The organism is Xanthomonas sp. NCPPB 3005 (assembly GCF_041228095.2).
Lineage (GTDB): Bacteria > Pseudomonadota > Gammaproteobacteria > Xanthomonadales > Xanthomonadaceae > Xanthomonas_A > Xanthomonas_A bonasiae.
This window is the reverse complement of the sequence record NZ_CP166096.2, coordinates 770,267-790,185: the sequence shown is the minus strand read 5'-3', so window position 1 is coordinate 790,185 and position 19,919 is coordinate 770,267. Positions and strand designations below refer to the sequence as shown.

17 protein-coding genes and 1 tRNA gene are annotated in these 19,919 nt (G+C 67.8%); 1 reads left to right on the top strand and 17 read right to left on the bottom strand.

Going from position 1 to position 19,919, the window contains the following annotated elements; translation table 11 throughout:
- Positions 1-40 precede the first annotated feature (40 nt).
- From AB8810_RS03535 to moaA, 14 genes are all read right to left on the bottom strand, one after another.
- On the bottom strand, positions 41-1,243 hold the full coding sequence (locus AB8810_RS03535) for a coproporphyrinogen III oxidase (protein WP_369915571.1): 1,203 nt from the start codon (positions 1,241-1,243) through the stop codon (positions 41-43).
- Positions 1,244-1,451: 208 nt separating this feature from the next.
- Positions 1,452-2,774, bottom strand: coding sequence for a nitrate/nitrite transporter (locus AB8810_RS03530; protein ID WP_191825155.1), 1,323 nt, complete (start codon positions 2,772-2,774; stop codon positions 1,452-1,454).
- Positions 2,775-2,860: 86 nt separating this feature from the next.
- The gene (locus tag AB8810_RS03525; RefSeq protein WP_369915570.1) at positions 2,861-3,769 is read right to left on the bottom strand and encodes a peptidylprolyl isomerase; all 909 of its coding nucleotides are present in this window, start codon (positions 3,767-3,769) and stop codon (positions 2,861-2,863) included.
- Positions 3,770-3,771: 2 nt separating this feature from the next.
- Complete coding sequence (gene narI, locus AB8810_RS03520; protein WP_179567628.1) at positions 3,772-4,476, bottom strand: respiratory nitrate reductase subunit gamma; 705 nt, start codon at positions 4,474-4,476, stop codon at positions 3,772-3,774.
- Entirely contained in the window at positions 4,473-5,156 is a 684-nt protein-coding gene (gene narJ / locus AB8810_RS03515; protein WP_179567630.1) for a nitrate reductase molybdenum cofactor assembly chaperone, read from the bottom strand. The genes narI and narJ overlap by 4 nt, the downstream gene beginning before the upstream one ends.
- Positions 5,153-6,700, bottom strand: coding sequence for a nitrate reductase subunit beta (narH, locus tag AB8810_RS03510; protein ID WP_191825151.1), 1,548 nt, complete (start codon positions 6,698-6,700; stop codon positions 5,153-5,155). Before narH ends, narJ begins: the two co-directional genes overlap by 4 nt.
- Entirely contained in the window at positions 6,700-10,440 is a 3,741-nt protein-coding gene (locus tag AB8810_RS03505; protein WP_191825150.1) for a nitrate reductase subunit alpha, read from the bottom strand. Before AB8810_RS03505 ends, narH begins: the two co-directional genes overlap by 1 nt.
- Positions 10,441-10,513: 73 nt before the next feature.
- Entirely contained in the window at positions 10,514-11,932 is a 1,419-nt protein-coding gene (locus AB8810_RS03500) for a NarK family nitrate/nitrite MFS transporter (RefSeq protein ID WP_369915569.1), read from the bottom strand.
- Between the two features lie 142 nt (positions 11,933-12,074).
- A complete protein-coding gene (locus AB8810_RS03495) occupies positions 12,075-12,494 on the bottom strand; it encodes a hypothetical protein (protein WP_179567638.1) in 420 nt (139 codons plus the stop codon).
- Between the two features lie 114 nt (positions 12,495-12,608).
- Complete coding sequence (locus AB8810_RS03490; RefSeq protein WP_179567640.1) at positions 12,609-13,172, bottom strand: molybdenum cofactor biosynthesis protein MoaE; 564 nt, start codon at positions 13,170-13,172, stop codon at positions 12,609-12,611.
- 5 nt (positions 13,173-13,177) lie between these two features.
- The gene (locus AB8810_RS03485) at positions 13,178-13,438 is read right to left on the bottom strand and encodes a MoaD/ThiS family protein (protein WP_218848162.1); all 261 of its coding nucleotides are present in this window, start codon (positions 13,436-13,438) and stop codon (positions 13,178-13,180) included.
- On the bottom strand, positions 13,435-14,691 hold the full coding sequence (glp, locus tag AB8810_RS03480) for a gephyrin-like molybdotransferase Glp (RefSeq protein ID WP_369915568.1): 1,257 nt from the start codon (positions 14,689-14,691) through the stop codon (positions 13,435-13,437). Before glp ends, AB8810_RS03485 begins: the two co-directional genes overlap by 4 nt.
- Complete coding sequence (gene moaCB, locus AB8810_RS03475) at positions 14,688-15,686, bottom strand: bifunctional molybdenum cofactor biosynthesis protein MoaC/MoaB (RefSeq protein WP_263395928.1); 999 nt, start codon at positions 15,684-15,686, stop codon at positions 14,688-14,690. Before moaCB ends, glp begins: the two co-directional genes overlap by 4 nt.
- Before the next feature lie 4 nt (positions 15,687-15,690).
- Positions 15,691-16,671: a GTP 3',8-cyclase MoaA gene (moaA, locus tag AB8810_RS03470; protein ID WP_179568085.1), complete on the bottom strand. Its 981-nt coding sequence runs from the start codon at positions 16,669-16,671 to the stop codon at positions 15,691-15,693.
- Between the two features lie 185 nt (positions 16,672-16,856).
- Between moaA and AB8810_RS03465 the strand changes: the two genes are divergently transcribed.
- Positions 16,857-17,258 (top strand): ribonucleotide reductase subunit alpha, encoded by a 402-nt coding sequence (locus AB8810_RS03465; RefSeq protein WP_179567646.1) that lies wholly within the window; start codon positions 16,857-16,859, stop codon positions 17,256-17,258.
- A gap of 43 nt (positions 17,259-17,301) precedes the next feature.
- Here AB8810_RS03465 and AB8810_RS03460 read toward each other — a convergent pair whose 3' ends face one another.
- The 3 genes from AB8810_RS03460 to AB8810_RS03450 form a co-directional block, all read right to left on the bottom strand.
- The gene (locus AB8810_RS03460) at positions 17,302-18,846 is read right to left on the bottom strand and encodes a sulfite reductase flavoprotein subunit alpha (RefSeq protein ID WP_179567648.1); all 1,545 of its coding nucleotides are present in this window, start codon (positions 18,844-18,846) and stop codon (positions 17,302-17,304) included.
- Positions 18,843-19,271 carry a PAS domain-containing protein gene (locus AB8810_RS03455; RefSeq protein ID WP_179567650.1) on the bottom strand — a complete coding sequence of 143 codons (429 nt, stop codon included), beginning with the start codon at positions 19,269-19,271 and terminating at the stop codon, positions 18,843-18,845. Before AB8810_RS03455 ends, AB8810_RS03460 begins: the two co-directional genes overlap by 4 nt.
- Before the next feature lie 339 nt (positions 19,272-19,610).
- Positions 19,611-19,686, bottom strand: a tRNA-Ile gene (locus tag AB8810_RS03450).
- Between the last annotated feature and the right edge of the window lie 233 nt (positions 19,687-19,919).

Here is a 19,919-nt window from a genome sequence, read left to right as displayed (position 1 = left end):
ACGCGAACGAGGATGCCGCAATGCGGCGACGGGTTACCGGCTAGAGAGCCGACGCTGGATGCTGAAAACATGCGGCAACGATACGCCATAGGAGCGTGCCGGTGAATGACAGCGACAGCACCTGGTCGTTCCAGCTGACCAGTCCCTGCTCCTCCAGCGGTCGCAGCCGCGCCAGCGCCAGCGCGAAATCGTCGTGGAACGGCATGGCATCGGTGCGTTGCATCGCCCGCGCATCCAGCCGGTAGTCGCAGGCCAGCGACTGCATGATCTCCGCGCGCATGGCCTCGTCCTGCGATTGCACCAGCCCGCGCTCGATGCCCAGCCGCCCGGCGGCGACGGCCGCGCACCAGCGCGCCGGATCGCCGATCGCCTGGCAGAACACCTCGCCCAGCTGGCTCTCCGCCCCCGCACCGATGCCGATCAGGTCGGTACGCTCGGCGCGCACCGTTCCGGTCAGGTCGCAATACTGCGCACGGCTGCCGCGGCGCCAGGGCGGGCTGGACGCCACGGCGAAGGTGTCCGCCCCGGCAGGCGCATAGCCGGCCTCGCCGAGCCGTTGCACCGCATCGGCCAGCAGGCGCGGCAGCGTGGGACCGACCGCCGCCAGCCAGGCCAGTCCCACCCGATCCGGTCGCCACGACAATACCTCCTCCAGCCGCAAGGCATCCGGGTATCCGGCCAGCACGTGACCGGTGGCGGCAAAGCCGGCGCCGGCGATTGCCTCGCGCGCGGCCAGCCGCGACGCCGCGGACGCGGTGCCGTCGTCGAGCAGTACCCCGCGGGTACAGCCCGCGGCCACCAGCGAACGCGCCGCCACCGAATTGCCTGGCCGCAACAGCACGGCCACGTCCGCGCGTGCGACCGTGCGCAGCGACTGCGGGATCGCATTGAGCAAGCGCGCCACGCCGCCGCAGCCGATCAGCTCGGGCAAGCCTTCGCCCAGCACGATGTACAGCACTTCGCGATCCTCGTCGAACAGCGCCGCGCTCCGCGCCAGCGCGCGCAACAGGCAGTGCAGGTACTCGCCCGGCGCGATCGGCGACCCGCCCCGCGGAGCGCCGAAGCACAACGTCAGCGAGCGCGGGATCAGGTGGTCGTTGCCGACCCGCACCGTCTTGGCGAAATCGGCATCGCCGAAGCCGCAGACGTAGTGCGCGCAAGGCGGATGCAACGGCCAGTGCGGTGCTGCAGGCAGGTAGCGTGCCAGCGCAGTCCGGTCGATCGCGAACGGGGAGCATTCCATGCCGGACACGTTAGCGGCCACTTGCCAGCCAGGCCCTGATCAAGATCAAGTCGGCGCTCGAACGCGACGATCGCGCTCGGGTGTCGACCGTGTGCCGGGGCGAGCAGTGTCGCGAACGGATGCGCCGACGTTCCGGATGCGGCGCAGCCCGACCGGTTCGCCCCGCAACCGTGGGCGCCGTCCTGTCTCAGGCGTCGCTGCAGGCGGTTCAGGCCAGAGGTGCGTTCGCTGCGGCGGCGGCCTCGGCGATCTCCGGCAGGTCGGTCTGCGCGCGCAGGCCGGGATGCTGGCGATGCTCCATGCGCCGGACCGCGAAGTGCATCCACGCCAGGGCGATGCTCACCAGCACGAACAACAGCATGAAACAGCTGGTCCACACCCCGATCAGGTCGTTCATCGCACCGAAGGCGATTGGCAGCACGAAGCCCCCCAACCCGCCGATCATGCCGACCACGCCGCCGACCGCGCCGACGTGCTGCGGGTAGTAGGCCGGAATGTGCTTGAACACCGCGGCCTTGCCCAGCGACATGAAGAAGCCGAGCACGAACACCAGCACGGTGAATGGGACCACGCCAACCGCCAGGTGGAAGGCGATGTCGCCGTCGATGCCCTTGATCACGTAACGGGTATCCGGGTACGCCAGCAGGAAGGTGCACACTACCGATACGCTCAGCGTCCAGTACATCACCCGGCGCGCGCCATAGCGGTCCGACAGCAGGCCGCCAGCGATGCGGAACAGGCTCGCCGGGATCGAATAGCAGGCCGCGACCAGGCCGGCCTGGCGGATGTCCATGCCGTAGGCGCCGATCAGGTAGCGCGGCAACCACAACGCCAACGCCACGAACGCGCCGAACACGAAGAAGTAGTAGAGCGAGAAGCGCCACACCTGCAGCTTCGCCAGCGGCCGCATCTGCTCGCGGAACGACATCGGCTTGACGCCCGAGCGCTTGCGTTCGGCCTGCGAGGGATCTTCCTGGGTGCACAGGTAGAAGATCACCGCCATCACCGCCAGCGCCACGGCCCATACCTTCGCCACCGTGGTCCAGCCGGCCGCCACCATCAGCATTGGCGCCAGAAGCTTGGTCACGGCCGCACCGATGTTGCCGGCGCCGAATACGCCCAGCGCGGTGCCCTGCTTCGCCGCCGGGAACCACTTGGAGACGTAGGCGACGCCGACCGAGAACGCGCCGCCGGCGATGCCGACGAACAGCGCCGCCAACAGGAACTGCGGGTAGCTGCGCGCATAGGTCAGCAGCCAGGTGGACGCCGCCGCGCACAACATCACCGCGGTCAGCAGGCGTCGGCCGCCGATCTGGTCGGTCAGCACGCCCAGGTTCACCCGGATCAGCGAACCGCTCAGTACCGGCGTGGCGATGAGCAGGCCGAACTGGGTGTCGTTGAGTCCCAGTTGCTGCTTGATCTGGATGCCGACGATCGAGAAGATCATCCATACCGCGAAGCACGTGGTGAAGGCGAAGGTACTGAGCCACAAGGCGCGCTGCTGGGCAGCGGAGGGAAGGACGGCGTTCATCGCATGGTCTGCATTCGTAGTGAAAGGCACAGGCACGCCTGCCTGCATCTTGGGCGGTTGGAGGGATGGCGGGAGGCCATGCCGGCTCAGGCCTCCGCTTCCGCCTCGATGGCATCCAGGCCGCTCACCCCGTAGCGTTCCTGCAACAGCTGCAGGTAGCGTTGCAGATCGCGTTGCCGCGACTGCAGTTCGAGGTAGTCGGCGATCCGCCGATGCACCTGCTCGAAGGTCTGCGGCAGGCCCGGCTCGATGTCGTCGACGACGACGACGTGATAGCCCCAGCGCGATTCCACCGGAAACCCGGCCAGGCCCTGGCGCAGGCGGAACAGTTGGCGGTCGAACTCCGGCGTGGTCTGCCCGCGCTGCAGCCAGCCCAGCTCGCCGCCCTGCTCGCGCGAGGGGCAGTCGGAATGGCGCATGGCGAAGTCGGCGAACAGCTCCGGGCGTTGCTGCAGCTCGGCAATCAGGCCCTCGCCGCGGCGGCGCGCCTCGTGGCGCCCGCCCACATCGTCGGCCGGCGCCGCGAACAGGATATGTCTGGCCTTGACCCGGTCCGGCGAGCGGAAGCGCTCGGCGTTCTGCGCGTAGTACCGCGCGCAGGCCTGCTCGTCCGGCACCCGCTGCTCGATCTCGCCCTCGAGCAGCATGCGTATCGTGGCCTCCTCGGCTGATTCGCGCCCGTCGGCAGGCAGTTGCGCCGCCAATCCCAGGCGCTCGCACTCGCGGCGCAGCAGTTCGCGCACCACCAGCGCGCGCGCCGCGGCCGCGCGCGACACCTGCGGCCGCATCGCGCGGTGGAACTGCATCTCCTGCGCGATGTCCGCCTCGCTGATCGGCGTATCGCCGACGAACAGCAGGCACGGCGCCGGCGCGCCCAGCGTGCGCGGGCCAGCATCCGCATCGTCGTGGTGCGCGTGCGCCTCCTCCGCCACCGGCTGCTGCGAATCGATCACGGTGAGCGGCAGGCGCCGCGGCACGGACAAGGTGGCGGCCATTTTCAGCGCCTCCCGTCGTAGTTCAGCGGCGCCTGACGCCGCCGCACCACCTGGTACGGGCGCCACAGGTAGCTCAGCGGAATGCTCCAGACGTGCACCAGGCGGGTGAACGGGGCGATCAGGAACAGGGTCATCCCCAGAAACACGTGGGTCTTGTACACCCAGGAGACGTCACTGATGTAGTCGGCCGCGCCCCAGCGGAAAGTGACGATGTGCTGCGCCCATTCGCCGAGCCGGATCATCACTGCGCCGTCCATGTGCTGCGTCGAATAGCCGATACTGATCAAGCCCAGCACCAACTGTGCGAACAGCAGCACCAGTACCAGCGTATCGCCGAAGGTGCCGGTGGCGCGCACGCGCGGATTGGTCAGCCGGCGCACCAGCAGGATGGCGATGCCGACGAAGCAGAGCGCGCCGAACACGCCGCCGACGACCATCGCCAGCAATTGCTTCTGCGGCGCGGTGATGAAGTGCTCGTACAGCGCGTGTGGCGTCAACAATCCGACCAGGTGTCCGCCCAGGATCGCCAGCACGCCGACATGGAAGCAGTTGCTGCCGATGCGCATGCCGCGGTCGGACAGCAGCTGGCTGGAGCCGGTGCGCCAGGTGTACATGGACTTGTCGAAGCGCACCCAGCTGCCGACGAAGAACACCGCCAATGCGATGTACGGATAGATCTGGAATGCGAACTGATGCAAGTGGTTCATGGCTTCACCTCGTTGATGGCCTGGATGCCTGCGACGGGCCGCGGGACCGGCTTGCAGTCTTCGCCCGGCGCCTGCGCGCCGAAGCGCACCGCTTCTTCTTCCCACAACCGGTCCATCGCCTCGGGCGAGTCGTCGCGCGCCTCGCCGCTGGCGCGTTTGCGCAGCAGCGCCAGGTTCACCTCGCCATCGGCGTATTCCAGCAGTAGCTCGAACAGCAGCGCGTAGCCGCTCTCGCGCTCGGCGGCGCGCGCCGCCAGCAGGCCGACGATATGGCCGACATGGCCCAGCCAGTCGCGCGCCTCCGCGTCGGGCCGCTGGTCCAGATATTCCAGCAGCAGCGGCAGGTAGTCCGGCAACTCCCGCGCGGACAGCTCGAAACCGTTCTTGCGGTAGGCCTCGATCAGGTCGACCATCGCCTGGCCGCGATCGCGGGACTCGCCGTGGATGTGCTCGAACAGCAGCAGGCTCATCGCCCGGCCGCGGTCGAACATGGACAGCCAGCGGTCCTGGACCGCGAGCGGGTCCTCGGCCAGCAGCTCCTGCACGAAGCCGCACAGCGCGGCGCGGCGCGGCGCCGACAAGGCCGGATCGTCGGCCGCCTGCAGCAGTTCCTCGCCGTGTTGCCAGAGAGCGTCCTGCGGATAATCCATCAGCACGCCGATCAGCTTGAGCAGGCTCATCGGACCACCTCCTCGGTTCCGCGCCGATTGGGCGACGGCACCGTGTGGCCGGTGGGCTTGCGGTTGCCGAACAGGTCCGCCGCGCTGTCGCCATTGCAGCCATTGCCGAAGGTGAAGCCGCAACCGCCGCGCTCGCCGAAGGCGTCGTTGGCGTACTCGCGATGTGCGGTGGGGATCACGAAGCGGTCCTCGTAGTTGGCGATCGCCAGGTACCGGTACATCGACTCGGCCTGCGCCACGCTGAGTCCGGCCTGCTGCAGCACCGCGAGGTCTTCCACGCCGTCCACGTTCTTGGCGCGGCGCCACGCGCGCATCGCCATCAACCGCTCCAGCGCGCGCACCACCGGCGCCTCGTCGCCGGCCGACAGCAGGTTGGCCAGATAGCGCACCGGAATGCGCAGCGATGCGATGTCCGGCAGCTCGCCGTTCATGCCGATGTGGCCGCGCTCGGCCGCCGACTGGATCGGCGACAGCGGCGGCACGTACCACACCATCGGCAGCGTGCGGTATTCCGGATGCAGCGGCAGCGCCAGCTTCCAGTCGATCGCCAGTTTGTACACCGGCGAGGCCTTGGCCGCCTGCAGCCAGCTGTCCGGGATGCCCTCGGCGCGTGCGGCGGCGATCACCTGCGGGTCTTCCGGGTCCAGGAAGATGTCCAGGTGCGCCTGGTACAGATCCTTTTCGGCCGGCACCGCGGCGGCGCTCTGGATGCGGTCGGCGTCGTACAGCATCACCCCCAGGTAGCGGATGCGGCCGACGCAGGTTTCCGAACACACGGTCGGTTCGCCCATCTCGATGCGTGGGTAGCAGAAGATGCACTTCTCCGACTTGCCGCTCTTCCAGTTGTAGTAGATCTTCTTGTATGGGCAGGCCGACACGCACATGCGCCAGCCGCGGCACTTGTCCTGGTCGATCAGCACGATGCCGTCCTCCTCGCGCTTGTAGATCGCGCCCGATGGACACGCCGACACGCAGGCAGGATTCAGGCAGTGTTCGCACAGCCTCGGCAGGTACATCATGAAGGTCTTCTCGAACGCGCCGTAGATCTCCTTCTGTACGTTGTCGAAATTGCGGTCCTTGGATCGCTTGGCGAACTCGGTGCCGAGGATTTCCTCCCAGTTCGGCCCCCATTCGATCTTCTCCATGCGCTGGCCGCTGATCAGCGAGCGCGGGCGCGCGGTGGGCTGGTGCTTGACGTCCGGGGCGGTATGCAGGTGCTGGTAGTCGAACTCGAACGGCTCGTAGTAGTCGTCGATCTGCGGAAGGTCGGGGTTGGCGAAGATCTTCGCCAGCATCCGGAAACGTCCGCCGGCGCGTGGGATCAGCTTGCCGGCGGCGGTCCGCACCCAGCCGCCGTTCCACTTGTCCTGGTTCTCCCATTCCTTGGGATAGCCCACGCCGGGCTTGGTTTCGACGTTGTTGAACCAGGCGTATTCCACGCCCTCGCGCGAGGTCCATACGTTCTTGCAGGTGATCGAGCAGGTATGGCAGCCGATGCACTTGTCCAGGTTCAACACCATCGCGATTTGCGCACGAACTTTCATCACGCCACCTCCCCTGCCGCGACCTTCGCGGATTCGCCATCCAGCCAATCGACCTTGTCCATCTTGCGCACCACCACGAACTCGTCGCGGTTGGTGCCACAGGTGCCGTAGTAGTTGAAGCCGTAGGACAGCTGCGCGTAGCCGCCGATCATGTGGGTGGGCTTGAGTACCACTCGTGTGACCGAGTTGTGGATGCCGCCGCGGGTGCCGGTGACCTCCGACCCGGGCGTGTTGATGATGCGTTCCTGCGCGTGGTACATCATCGCCATGCCGGACATCACCCGTTGGCTGACCACCGCGCGCGCGGCGATCGCGCCGTTGACGTTGAACAGCTCGATCCAGTCGTTGTCGACGATGCCGGCGCTGCGCGCGTCGTCCTCGCTGAGCCACACGATCGGGCCGCCGCGCGAGAGCGTCTGCATGATCAGGTTGTCGCTGTAGGTGCTGTGGATGCCCCACTTCTGGTGCGGGGTGATCCAGTTCAGCACGATCTCCTTGTTGCCGTTCGGCTTGCGCCCGAGCATCGGCGCGGCGGCCTTGGTGTCCACAGGCGGGCGATAGCCCATGAAGCCTTCGCCAAAGGCGATCATCCACTCGTGATCCTGGTAGAACTGCTGGCGCCCGGTCAGGGTGCGCCACGGGATCAGCTCGTGGACGTTGGTGTAGCCGGCGTTGTAGCTGACGTGGTCGTCCTCCAGCCCCGACCAGATCGGCGAGGAGATGATCTTGCGCGGCTGCGCCTGGATGTCGCGGAAGCGGATCGCCTCGTGCTCCTTGCCCACCGCAAGATGGGTGTGCTCGCGGCCGGTGAACTTGCCCAGCGATTCCCATGCCTTCACCGCGACGTGGCCATTGGTTTCCGGCGCCAGGTGCAGGATCACCTCGCAGGCGTCGATCGCCGACTCGATCGCCGGACGTCCGTGGCTGACGCCGTCCTCCAGCACGGTATGGTTGAGCTTGCCGAGGAAGGCCACCTCGTCGCGGGTATCCCAGTTCATGCCCTTGCCGCCGTTGCCGTGCTTGTCCAGCAGCGGGCCGAGCGAGGCGAACTTCTTGTACAGGTTCGGATAGTCACGCTCGACCACCGTCATCGACGGCATGGTTCTGCCCGGCACCGCCTCGCACTCGCCCCTGGTCCAGTCGGTCACGCCCATCGGCATCGCCAGTTCGTTGGGGGTGTCGTGCAGGATCGGCACCAGCACCAGGTCCTGCTCCACGCCCAGCACGCCGGGCGCCATCGCGCTCAGCGTCCTGGCCACGCCCTTGAAGATGTCCCAGTCGCTGCGCGATTCCCAGGCCGGGTCCACCGCCTTGGACAGCGGGTGGATGAACGGGTGCATGTCCGAGGTATTGAGATCGTCCTTCTCGTACCAGGTGGCGGTGGGCAGCACGATGTCCGAGTACAGCGCGGTCGTGCACATGCGGAAGTCCAGCGTCACCAGCAGGTCGAGCTTGCCCTCGGCCGGCGCGTCGTGCCACTTCACCTCGTCCGGCTTGCGCGCGCCCTCCTCGCCCAGGTCCTTGCCCTGCACGCCGTGGCGGGTGCCCAGGAAATGCCGCAGCATGTACTCGTGGCCCTTGCCGGAGGAACCGAGCAGGTTGGAGCGCCAGATGAACATCACCCGCGGGAAGTTCTGCGGCGAATCCGGATCGGCGTAGGCGAAATCCAACGTGCCATCCTTCAGCTTCGTCAGCGCGTACTCGGCCGGCGCCACGCCGGCGCGCTCGGCCTCGCGGGTCAGCTGCAACGGATTGCGGTCCAGCTGCGGCGCGCTCGGCAACCAACCCATGCGGATCGCGCGCAGGTTGAGGTCGGCGATGGTGCCGGTGAACTTGCTCGGGTCCGCCAGCGGCGACAGGATTTCCTTCACCTCCAGCTTCTCGTAGCGCCACTGGTCCGAATTGAAATAGAAGAACGAGGTCCCGTTCATGTGCCGCGGCGGACGACTCCAGTCCAGTCCGAACGCCAGCGGCTGCCAGCCGGTCTGCGGGCGCAGCTTCTCCTGACCGACGTAATGCGACCAGCCGCCGCCGGTCTGGCCGATGCAGCCGCACATGACCAGCATGTTGATCAGGCCGCGGTAGTTCATGTCGTTGTGGTACCAGTGGTTCACCGCCGCACCGACGATGATCATGCTGCGCCCGCGGGTCTTGTCGGCGGTACGCGCGAATTCGCGCGCGATCTCGATCACGTCGGCACGCGGCACCCCGGTGATGCGTTCCTGCCAGGCCGGCGTACCGGGCACGTCCTCGTCAAAGCTGGTGGCCACGTTGCCGCCGCCGAAGCCGCGATCCACGCCGTACTGCGCCAGCAGCAGGTCGTACACCGTGGTCACCTCGATCGTGCCGTCGGCGCCTTGCAGGCGGCGCACCGGCACATTGCGTTCGAGCACGTCCTGGAACGTGGACGCTGTCCACGGTGCACTCTCGATGCCGCCGAAATATGGAAAGCTGACCGCCTCGATCGCCTCGTGATCGTCCTTCAGGCTCAGCCGCAAGCGGGTCGCAGCGCCGGCGCTGTCCTGCTGTTCGATGTTCCACTTGCCCTGCTCGCCCCAGCGGAAGCCGATCGAGCCTTTCGGCACCACGATGCGGCCGCTGGCTTCGTCCCACGCCAGCGTCTTCCATTCCGGGTTGTTGTCCTCGCCCAGGCCGCCCAGGTCGCTGGCGCGCAGGTAGCGCCCCGCCACCAGGCGTCCATCCGCGCGACGCTCCAGCCGCACCAGCAGCGGCATGTCCGAATACTGCCGGCAATAGTCGGTGAAGTACTGCGAGGGGCTGTCGACGTGGAACTCGCGCAGAATCACATGGCCGAACGCCATCGCCAGCGCCGCGTCGGTGCCCTGCTTGGGGTGCAGCCAGTGGTCGGTGAGCTTGGCCACTTCCGAGTAATCGGGCGTGACTGCCACGGTCTTGGTGCCGTTGTAGCGCGCCTCGGTGAAGAAGTGCGCGTCCGGGGTGCGCGTCTGCGGCACGTTCGAACCCCAGGCGATGATGTAGCGGCTGTTGTACCAATCGGCCGATTCCGGCACGTCGGTCTGCTCGCCCCAGACCTGCGGCGAGGCCGGCGGCAGGTCGCAGTACCAGTCGTAGAAAGACAGGCAGGCGCCGCCCAGCAGCGACAGGTAACGCGCGCCGGCGGCATAGGACACCATCGACATCGCCGGGATCGGCGAGAAGCCGATCACCCGGTCCGGGCCGTACTCCTTGACCGTGTACAGATTGGACGCGGCGATGATCTCGTTGGCCTCGTCCCACTGCACGCGCACGAAGCCGCCCATGCCGCGCCGCGACTTGTACGCGATGGCCTTGGCCGGATCCTCGACGATGCTGGCCCACGCGTCCACGGGCGAGAGCGTCTTGCGCGCCTGCCGCCACATGCGCAGCAACGCGCCGCGCACCAGCGGGTACTTCAGCCGGTTGGCGCTGTACAGGTACCAGGAGTAGCTGGCGCCGCGCGGGCAGCCGCGCGGCTCGTGGTTGGGCAGGTCCGGGCGCGTGCGCGGGTAGTCAGTCTGCTGCGTCTCCCAGGTCACCAGCCCATTCTTGACGTAGATCTTCCAGCTGCACGAGCCGGTGCAGTTCACGCCGTGGGTGGACCGCACGATCTTGTCGTACTGCCAACGGGCGCGGTAACCGTTCTCCCACTCGCGGCTCTCGCTCTTGGTGACCCCGTGTCCGTCGGCGAAGCGCTCTGGCGCTCGCTTGAAGAACTGCAGCCGGTCCAGGAAATAACTCATCGTGCCTCTCCCATCGCTAATGTGTGCATCGTGGCTTGGGTGTTTCCAATCGTTGCGCGGCCAGGCGGCCGGATCAGCACGGAACCTCGGCACCGCGCCGGTAGTACCACCACCAAGTCACCGCCAGGCAGGTGCAATAGAAGGCGACGAACACGTACAGCGCCGCCTCCGGACCGCCGGTCAGGGCGATCGACGAGCCATAGCTCTTGGGAATGAAGAATCCGCCATAGGCGCCGATCGCGCCGGAGAACCCGACCACCGCGGCCGATTCGATGCCCGCCTGCCGTGTCGCCGCGGCCTTGCCCTGCGCATCGGCGCGCGACGACCAGCGCTCGTGCAGCGTGCGGAAGATCACCGGGATCATCCGGAACGTGCTGCCGTTGCCGATGCCGGTGAGCACGAACAGCGCCAGGAACGAGGCCAGGAAACCGAAGAAGTTGCCTGCGCCGTGCGCGCCGGGCAGGAAGTGCAGTACCGCGAACACCGCCGCAGCCATCAGCGCGAACACCCAGAAGGTGATCCGCGCCCCGCCCAGGCGGTCGGCCAGCATGCCGCCCAGCGGACGCGTCAGTGCGCCGACCAGCGGGCCGAGGAACGCATAGGCCAGCGCGTTGACCTCGGGGAACTGGGTCTTCATCAGCATCGGGAACCCGGCCGAGAAGCCGATGAACGAACCGAAGGTGCCGACGTACAGCCAGCACATCAGCCAGTTGTGCTTGCGCCGGAAGATCAGCGCCTGCTGAGCGAAGGACGAGCGCACGCTGGCGATGTCGTTCATGCCGAACCACGCCGCGACGACGCAGGCCAGCAACAGCGGCACCCACAGGAAGCCGGCGTTCTGCAGGAACAGTGCCGTGCCGTCCTTGACCTGTTGCGGCGCGCTAGACAACGCGCCGAAGATGCTGAAGGCGATCACCTGCGGCACCACGAACTGCGTCACCGACACGCCCAGGTTGCCCAGCCCGGCGTTCATGCCCAGCGCGAAGCCCTGTCGCGCCTTCGGATAGAAGAACGAGATGTTGGACATCGAGGACGAGAAGTTCGCGCCACCCAGGCCGCAGCAGATGGCGATGGCCACGAACACCCAGTACGGCGTGTTCGGATTCTGCACCGCGAAGCCCAGCCACAGCGCTGGGATCAGCAACAGGGCGGTGGACAGCGCTGTCCAGCGGCGCCCGCCGAACAACGGAATCACGAACGAATAGAAGATCCGCAGCGTCGCCCCCGACAGGCTCGGCAGCGCCACCAGCAGGAACAGCTGGTTGGTGTCGAAGGCGAAGCCCGCGCGCGGCAGGTTCACGCTCACCACCGAGAACAGCATCCAGATCGAGAACGCCAGCAGCAGCGAAGGGACGGAGATCGCCAGGTTGCGCGTGGCGATGCGCCGGCCGGTGCTTGCCCAATAGGCCGGGTCCTCGGGACGCCAGTCCTGGATGATGCGGCCGCGGCCGCCGCCGGGATTGTGAGTTGCGACATCTGCTTGAACAGTCATGGCCGTCACCTGATGAATTGGACTTGCGGCAGATGCGGAGATACAGCTCCCATCGCCCCACGGCCATTGAGCCATCACCGCGGCACCAGGCCGTTGATCGAAATCAATCCCGCCGCCTCCAATCGGATATCCATGACAAATGTCAAACGGCGCCGTCGCCGGAAAAGCCGATCTGGATGCCGGTCACGGCCTGCGCTTCGGCATTGCGTCCGCGTGCGGTGCCGGTCCGCGTCCGCGCGCTGTCGCGCACATCCACTTCGAACACCATCCGCAGCGCGCTTTGGCCGTTTTGCTGCGCCGCCGCCTGGAACTGGAGCCCGTCGCGGCACGGCAATCGCCCGCAGTAGGCCTCCACCGCCGCGCGTGGCAGCGCCACCCGCCAGTGGGTCGGCGTGCCACCCATCGCCGCCGTTTCCAGTTCGGCCAATACCAGCGTCTGGCACAACGAAGGCCCGCCGGGGATGCACAACCGGTTCGCCACTTCTCCGCCCCCCAGCAGCACGGCCAGCTCCGCCTCGTCCACCCGGAACCGCAAGGTCTGTGCCTGGTGTTGCAGCTTCATGGATCGCTTCTCCACGTCAGTGATAGCGCAGCCGGGCGCATCGGCTCAGCGGTTGCGAAGGGATGGCCCCACAATCGACGCTCACTGCATCGCGCGCCGCAGCACATGGCGCCGTCAGACATCGGTCAACGCCATGCCGTCCGCGGCGACATCCCGGTCGTGGCGATGCGCATGCACGGACTCGCGCTCGGTGTCCGCCGTTGAGGCGGGAACCAGCGCCGATTCGCACAAGGTGCAGCCTTCGCTCCACTCGCTGCTGCCGTCCTGGTAGTGTTCCCGCTTCCAGATCGGGCTGGTGTGCTTGACCGCCTCGATCACCCGCCGGCACGCGCGGAACGCTTCGTCGCGATGCGGCGAGCCGGCCGCCACCACCACCGCCAGTTCGCCGATGGCCAGCCGCCCCCTGGCGTGCGCCACGTACAGTTTCAGCTTTGGCCCGATGTCGGCCAGCGCCTGCTGCATGATGCGCTCGAAGCCATTGAGCGCCAGCGCATCGAACATGTCGTAGCTGATGCCGGTCACGACGCGGCCATGATTGAAGTCGCGCACGCGGCCGATGAAGACGGCCAGCCCGCCGAAGCCGGGGTCGGATACGAAATCGATCGCTGCGGCCGGATCCAGCGCCGCCAGCGCGCGATCGACGACCTGCGCATGAAGGATGCCTGCATGTGCGTTCATCCCGCTCAACCTCCGCTCACCGGCGGCAGCACCGCCACTTCGCCATCGGCTGGCAGCGGATCGCGCTCGTGCAGGATCTGCCGGCTGTCGGCGAACGCCGAACAGCGCAGCAGCGCCGGGCGGAAGCCCGGAACCGTGGCCTCCAGGCGCTCTTGCAGCACCGCGCGCAGATCGGCCATGCATTGCCCGGCCGCAAGTTCGAATTCCAGCGGCTGGCCGGCGGCGTAATCGGAAAGCGCGCCGAACAGGCGCACCGAAATCTTCATGACTGTTTCTCCCAGGATAGTTGCACGGGCTGCCAATGGCCCAGGCCATACACTTGCACCGGTTCGTCCGCGGCCACGTCGGCCACGCCTTCCGGCACCACCAGCCACGCATTGGCCGCCAGCAGCGGCCGCAGCCGGAACGAGTGCTGCTGCGGCAGGATCGCAGCGCGCAATTGCCCGCTGCGATCGCACGCCACCACGCCGCTGCCATGGAAGCGCAGCGCTGCCGGCTTGGCGATCGGCATGCCCGCCGGCAACCACAGCGGCTTTTCCGCAGCCAGGCCAAGCATCGCGCGCAGCGCCGGTTCGACGAAGAAGCGCAGGCCTACCGCGCTGGACACTGGATTGCCGGGAAGGCCGAAGTACAGCGGCCCCTCCGCCAGGGTGGCGAACAGCAGTGGCTTCCCTGGGCGGATCGCCACCTTGTGGAACCCGATCCGCGCGCCGCGCTGGCGCAGCGCCTCGGGCACGAAGTCGTAGCGTCCCTGCGACACCGCGCCGCTGCTGAGTACCGCATCGGCGCCCGCTGCCAGCGCAGCGTCGAGGGCGGCATGGAACTGCGCAGGTTCGTCGCCGACGATGCCCTGCCAGACCACCTCGGCACCCGCCGCGCGCAGTTGCGCGGCCAGGAATGGACGGTTGCTGTCGCGGATCTGGCCCGAGGCCAACGGCTGTGCCGGATCGCCCACCAGTTCGCGCCCGGTGGCGATCACCGCCACCCGTGGACGCCGCCGCACCAGCACCTGCGCCACGCCCAGCGCTGCCAGCATGGTGGTCTGCGGCGCACCCAGGCGCTCGCCGGCGGGCAGCACCGGTTCGCCCACGCCGACGTCCTCGCCACTGCGGCGCACGTGCTGGCCCGGCTGCACCGCGGCCAGCAGGCGGATCGCCAGCGGCCGGCCCTCGGCCCGTGCAAGCACCTCCACCTGCTCCACCGGAATCACCGCATCCAGCCCGGCAGGCACGGGCGCGCCGGTCATCATTTCCCAGGCGCCATCGCCGGCGCGGCATTGCGTATCGCCGGCCGCCTGCCAGCCGCGCACGGCGAGTTCCACACCGGCAGCCAGTCCCGCGCTACTGGCATGCACGCCGAACCCGTCCATCGCCGAGTTGTCGAACGGCGGCAGCGCAGCGGCGCTGACCAGCGGCTCGGCCAGCACCCGGTCTTCGGCCGCAATCGCCGGCACGGCCTCCATCCCCAGCAACGGAACCGCCTCGCGCACCATCGACAGCGCCTGCGCATAGCCGATCATGGATGCCGCCCTCCATCGAGCATGCGCAGCGCGTGGCCGAGCACCGGCGCAAGGATGTCCATGCATTGCGCCGCCGCGCGCGGGCTTCCGGGCAACGCGAACGCCAGCATCCGGCCTACCTGCACGACCTCGGCACGGCTGAGCCAGGCCAGCGGCGTATGTTGCGCGCCGAGCGTGCGCAGCATCTGCGCCAGCGCCTCGACACGGCGGTCGGCGACGCATGCGAAGGCCTCCGGGGTCAGATCGCGCGGACCCAGCCCGGTACCGCCGGTGCAAAGGCACAGCCGCACGCCCGCGTCCGCCAATGCGCGCAGGCGCGTGGCCAGCGGCTCGATGCCGTCGGGCAGCACCTCGCTCGCGGACACCTGCGCGCCCAGATGCCGCAGCCCATCCACCAGTACCGGGCCGGACGCATCCGCATAGAGGCCGCCGGCGGCACGGTCGCTGAGCGTGAGCACTGCGCACGGCACGCCGTCCAGCGCCAGCGGCGCGCGCGGCCGGAAGCGCGCCTGCTCGGACTCGCTCATGCCATCCGGATGCCGCCACAGTCCGCGCTTGCCGCCCTCCTTGAACAACAGGCGGACGCCGCCAAAGGTCAGCGCCGGTTCGACCGGCTTGCTCAGGTCGTACAGCGTCAGCAACGCCGCGCTGACGCCGGCCAGCGCCTCCATTTCCACGCCGGTACGCGCCTGGCTGGCGCACTCGCAGTACACGCGGATCGCATACCGCTCCGGTACCGGCACGCACAACGTGCGTACCAGCTCCAGCGGCAACGGATGGCACAGCGGCATCAGCGTCGAAGCCGACTTGGCGCCCTGCAGGCCGGCGACTTCCGCCAACGCCAGTGCGTCGCCCTTGGGCAGGCGCCGTGCGACGATCATCGGGTACGCCAGTGGCCCGGCCATCAGCTCGCCGACCGCCACCGCACGGCGCGCGGTCGGACGCTTGTCGCGGATGTCGGCCATGTGGAAGGCCGCTGCGGAATCGCCGTTCATGGTTTCAACCTCCGATCGATGCCAGGTGCGGGGTCAGGCCCGTATGTCCCTGGTGCAGGCCGTGTCCGGCCGCCTTGAGCCCCAACTGCGTGGCGATACGCATCACCAGCGCATCGTGGTCCGCATCGGACTGCAGCAACGGCCGCAGCGCGATGCCGAAGTCGCCGAACAGGCACAGCCGCAGATCGCCGCGCGCAGTGACCCGCAAGCGGTTGCAACCGGTGCAGAAATCCCTCGAGTACGGTGCGATCACGCCGATGGTGCCGCGGAACTGGGGATGCGCGTACTCCCGCGCCGGCCCGGCGTCGGCGGCGCGCACGCGCAGGCGCCACCCCGCCGCCTGCAAGCGCAGCTCGAGCTCCTCCGCACGCAGATGGTGACGCTCGAAATACGCCAGATTGTCGCCGGTGCGCATCAGTTCGATGAAGCGCACGCTCAGCGCGCGCTCGCGCAGATAATCCAGCCAACACGGCAGCTCATCGTCGTTGCAGCCGCGCAGCAGCACCGCGTTGACCTTGACCGACTCCAATCCCAGCGTCAGCGCCTGTTCGATGCCTTCGTAGACCTCGGCAAAGCGATCGTGGCCGGTGATGGCGTGGAAGCGTCCAGCATCCAGGCTGTCCATGCTGACGTTGAGCGCGGTCAGCCCGGCCTCGCGCCATGTGCGCACGTGCCGCGGCAGCAGGCAACCATTCGTGGTCAAGGCGATCTTGCGGACACCGCGCACCGCCGACACCGCAGCGATCACCGCCGGCAGGTCCTTGCGCAGGCTGGGTTCGCCGCCGGTCAGGCGGATCTTGTGCATTCCCAGCGCGGCAAAACCGCCTACCAGCCGCCGGATTTCCGCGATCCCGAGAAAGCGGGATGCGCCGTCGGCGCGGTAGCCGTCCGGCAGGCAGTAGCTGCAGCGGTAGTTGCAGGCTTCGGTCAGCGACAGGCGCAGATAGGGAAAGCTGCGCCCGTAGCCGTCGGTGAGGCTGCCCATCATCTGTGCTCGCTCGTCTGATTCACTGGCTGGCCGCGCGGCGACGAGATCCCTCCGCCTTCCGCCCCTGTTCCCACTGCGCATAGCTTTGGGCATGCGACCGGCGTGCACCATGATCTTGATCAAGAAACCCTGTGGTTGCCGCGTGCATGCTGTAGGCGACCGCCATCACCCACGAGCACACCATGCTGACCAGTTTTTCCGACCTGTTGCGGGCCGCCGGCGCTCAGCAGGAGCCGCAACGCCTGTTGTTGGTCTTCGTTCGCACCGACCTGCCTGCCTCGGCGACCGAGGTGCAGCGGCAGCAACACCGATCGGGGCAGGGCGGCACTCTTGCACCCGTGCTGTGCGTGGACAAACTGCCTGCGGAGATCGCGTCGTTCCAGGCATTGCTCGCCGAATCGGAACGGACCGGCATCGCGTGGGATCTGCTGTTCGTCGGCGGCCTGGCTGGACGCGCAGGCGTGACGCCCTCGGCCGACGAGGCCATGCAGCCGCTGCGCTTCATGGTCAATGCGATCAACGAAGGCCGCATCGACCGTTTCGCCGCATTCGACCGCCAGGGCGTGCCGGTCCGCTTCGGCTGACGCCGCGCCATGCGGCGGCCGCCCTGCCGGCCGCGTGCGAAGACTAATACAGCTCGCGGTGCAGCCGCCCTTGCCCTGACAGCGCATGCCAGGGAGCCTGCTGCGATGCGTCCGCATCTATCAGCCCACCTACGGCCTGCTCCACCACGCCCTCCAGGTGTCGCTTGTTTCCGCACAGATAGATGTGCGCGTCGCGCCGCAGCAGCCCGGCGAGATAGTCGCCGTGTTCGGCCATGGCGTCCTGCACGTAGTACTTCGCGTCGGTGTCGCGCGAGAAGGCGGTGATCAGACGGTCCAGCACCTTGCCGTCGCGCAGCGCCTCGAGTTCGTCGCGGTAGAGGAAATCCTGCTCGCGGCGCTTCTCGCCGAAGATCAGGCAGATCTCGCGGCGCCCGTCGCTGGCGGCGGCTTCGCGCATCAAACCCATCAGCGGCGCGACGCCGGTCCCGGTGCCGATCAGGATCAGCGGGCAACCCGGATCGGGCGGCAGGTGGAAGCCCGGATTGGCCCGGCTGAAGATACGTACCCGTTCGGCGCGATCGCTCAACAGCCAGCCGGTGCAGACGCCACTGCGAACACGGCCGCCGCGCGTATAGCGCACTTCGCGCACGCACAGGTCCAGGCTGTCCGGATCTGCCCGCGACGCGATCGAATAGGCGCGCGGCAGGCATCCAGGCAACAGGTCGGCCAGGCTCGCCAGCGGAACCGTGTCGGGCGTGCAGTGATCCTCGAGCACGTCGAGCAGGTCCGCCCCGTACAGATACGCTTCCAGCGCGGCGCGCTGGCTGATCTTGGTCAGGCCCTTGAGGATCTCGCTCCCGCCCAGCCGCGCCAGCTCGCGCAACAGCGGCTTGCCGATCTGGCGCAACTCCTTGCCGCGCAGAGTCGGTACTGCCTCGGGTTGCCCGTACCAGGACGCCAGACGTCCGAGCAGGTCCTCGTCGTTCTCCGGCACCACATGCAACGTGTCACCGGCCCGGTAGACGATGCCGCTGCCGGCGATATCCAGGCGCACATGCCAGGCCGCCGGATCGCTGGCGCTGAGCCTGCGTCGCTCCATCACCGTGGCCGCGAACGCGTTGGCCTCGCCATAGGCCTTGACCTGAAGGTGCAGGTCGCGGCCTGCCTGCAGGTCGCCATGCAACACCCGCTCGAGCACGGGCAGCCAGCGCTCGAAGAAGGCAGCGTAGTTGGCATCGGCATCGACCCTGTTGACCAGGGCGGTCGCCAGCCGCTCGGCGAGCAGCGCGTCGAGCGTCTTGCTGAAGCCGCAAAAGCGCGGATAGGCGGTGTCGCCCAGGCCGAAGACCGCATAGCGCAGGTCCGGCAACGTCCGTGTCTGCCTGAGCGCGTCCAGGAAGCGTTCGGCGTTGCCCGGCGGCTCACCGTCGCCGAACGAACTGCAGACGATCAGCAGGGCATCGTGCGGCCCCAGGCTGGCGAGATCGATCTCGTCCAGCGCCAACACCACGGGACCGTGCGGCTGCAGGAACGCTTGCGTGCCCAGGCGTTGCGCGAGTGCGCGCGCATTGCCCGATTCGGAGCCGTAGCCGACCAGCACGCGCGCGATGGGGGGCGCAGCGCTCACTTGCCGGCGTAGTAGTCGTCGAAGTATTCCTTCGCCGCTTCCACCGCCTCGAAGTTCGTCATCAGATCGTTGACCACGCGGCGGATGCTGATGTAAGCGTTGATATTTCCCTGCTCGTCGTACAACGGCTGCACGGTGGTATCGACCACGTAGAGCACGCCGCCCTTGCCCAGATTCGGCACGATGCCGGTCCAGACCTTGCCGGCCTTGATCGTGTCCCACATGTCCTTGTAGACCGCCTTGGGCACGTCCGGGTGACGCACGATGCTGTGCGGCTGCCCGATCAACTCTTCGCGCGCGAAGCCGGTCAGCTGGCAAAACAGGTCGTTGGCATAGGTGATGGTGCCCTGCAGGTCGGTGGTGGAGATCACCATCACCTTCTCGAGGGAAGACAGCAATTGTTCTGGAGCGAGCGCGATGCCCATGAGCGATTCCTTGGGAATGGAGTTCGGAAGAGCCGGCGTCCGGATGGCGGATCCTCGCCATGTTGCGGGGATCCGCATGCCCGACGCTGCCGGACTCTTGCTGAGAATCTTTATAGGCTGCCGGCTCAGGCGATGCGTTGATCTAGATCAAGCCCGAGCCGCTTGAGCCGCCGTTCGCCCGGCAGCGGCGGCGCGGCACGGGCAACGCATGCCGGCAGCGACGCGTAGCCGTTCATGCGATCACGCTGCCGGCTGCCGCTGCACAGCAAGCGCATTGCGCCAGTGGCCCCTCCGCATGACGCGAGCACCCTGGATGGCGTTGCGCGCGCCACGGCTTATTGGTGGGCCCACCAGGATTCGAACCTGGAACCAAAGGATTATGAGTCCTCTGCTCTAACCGTTGAGCTATAGGCCCGGAAGCGTCCGGAGCGGGCGGGCGATGCGTCGGCCGCCGGCTTGGCGCCTCTGGCGTGCATGCAGAGGAAGGCGCCGAGGCGGGCGTGAGTTTAACGTCCGCGGTGGCGCGCTGTCTGCCCGCCGCGGTAGACGCGGCGGACGACGCCTTTGCTGATGGACGGCGACGGAGGGTCAGACGGCTCCGCGCCGTCACTTGTCGTCCGGACTGGCTCCCCTTCCCCTCCCTCAATC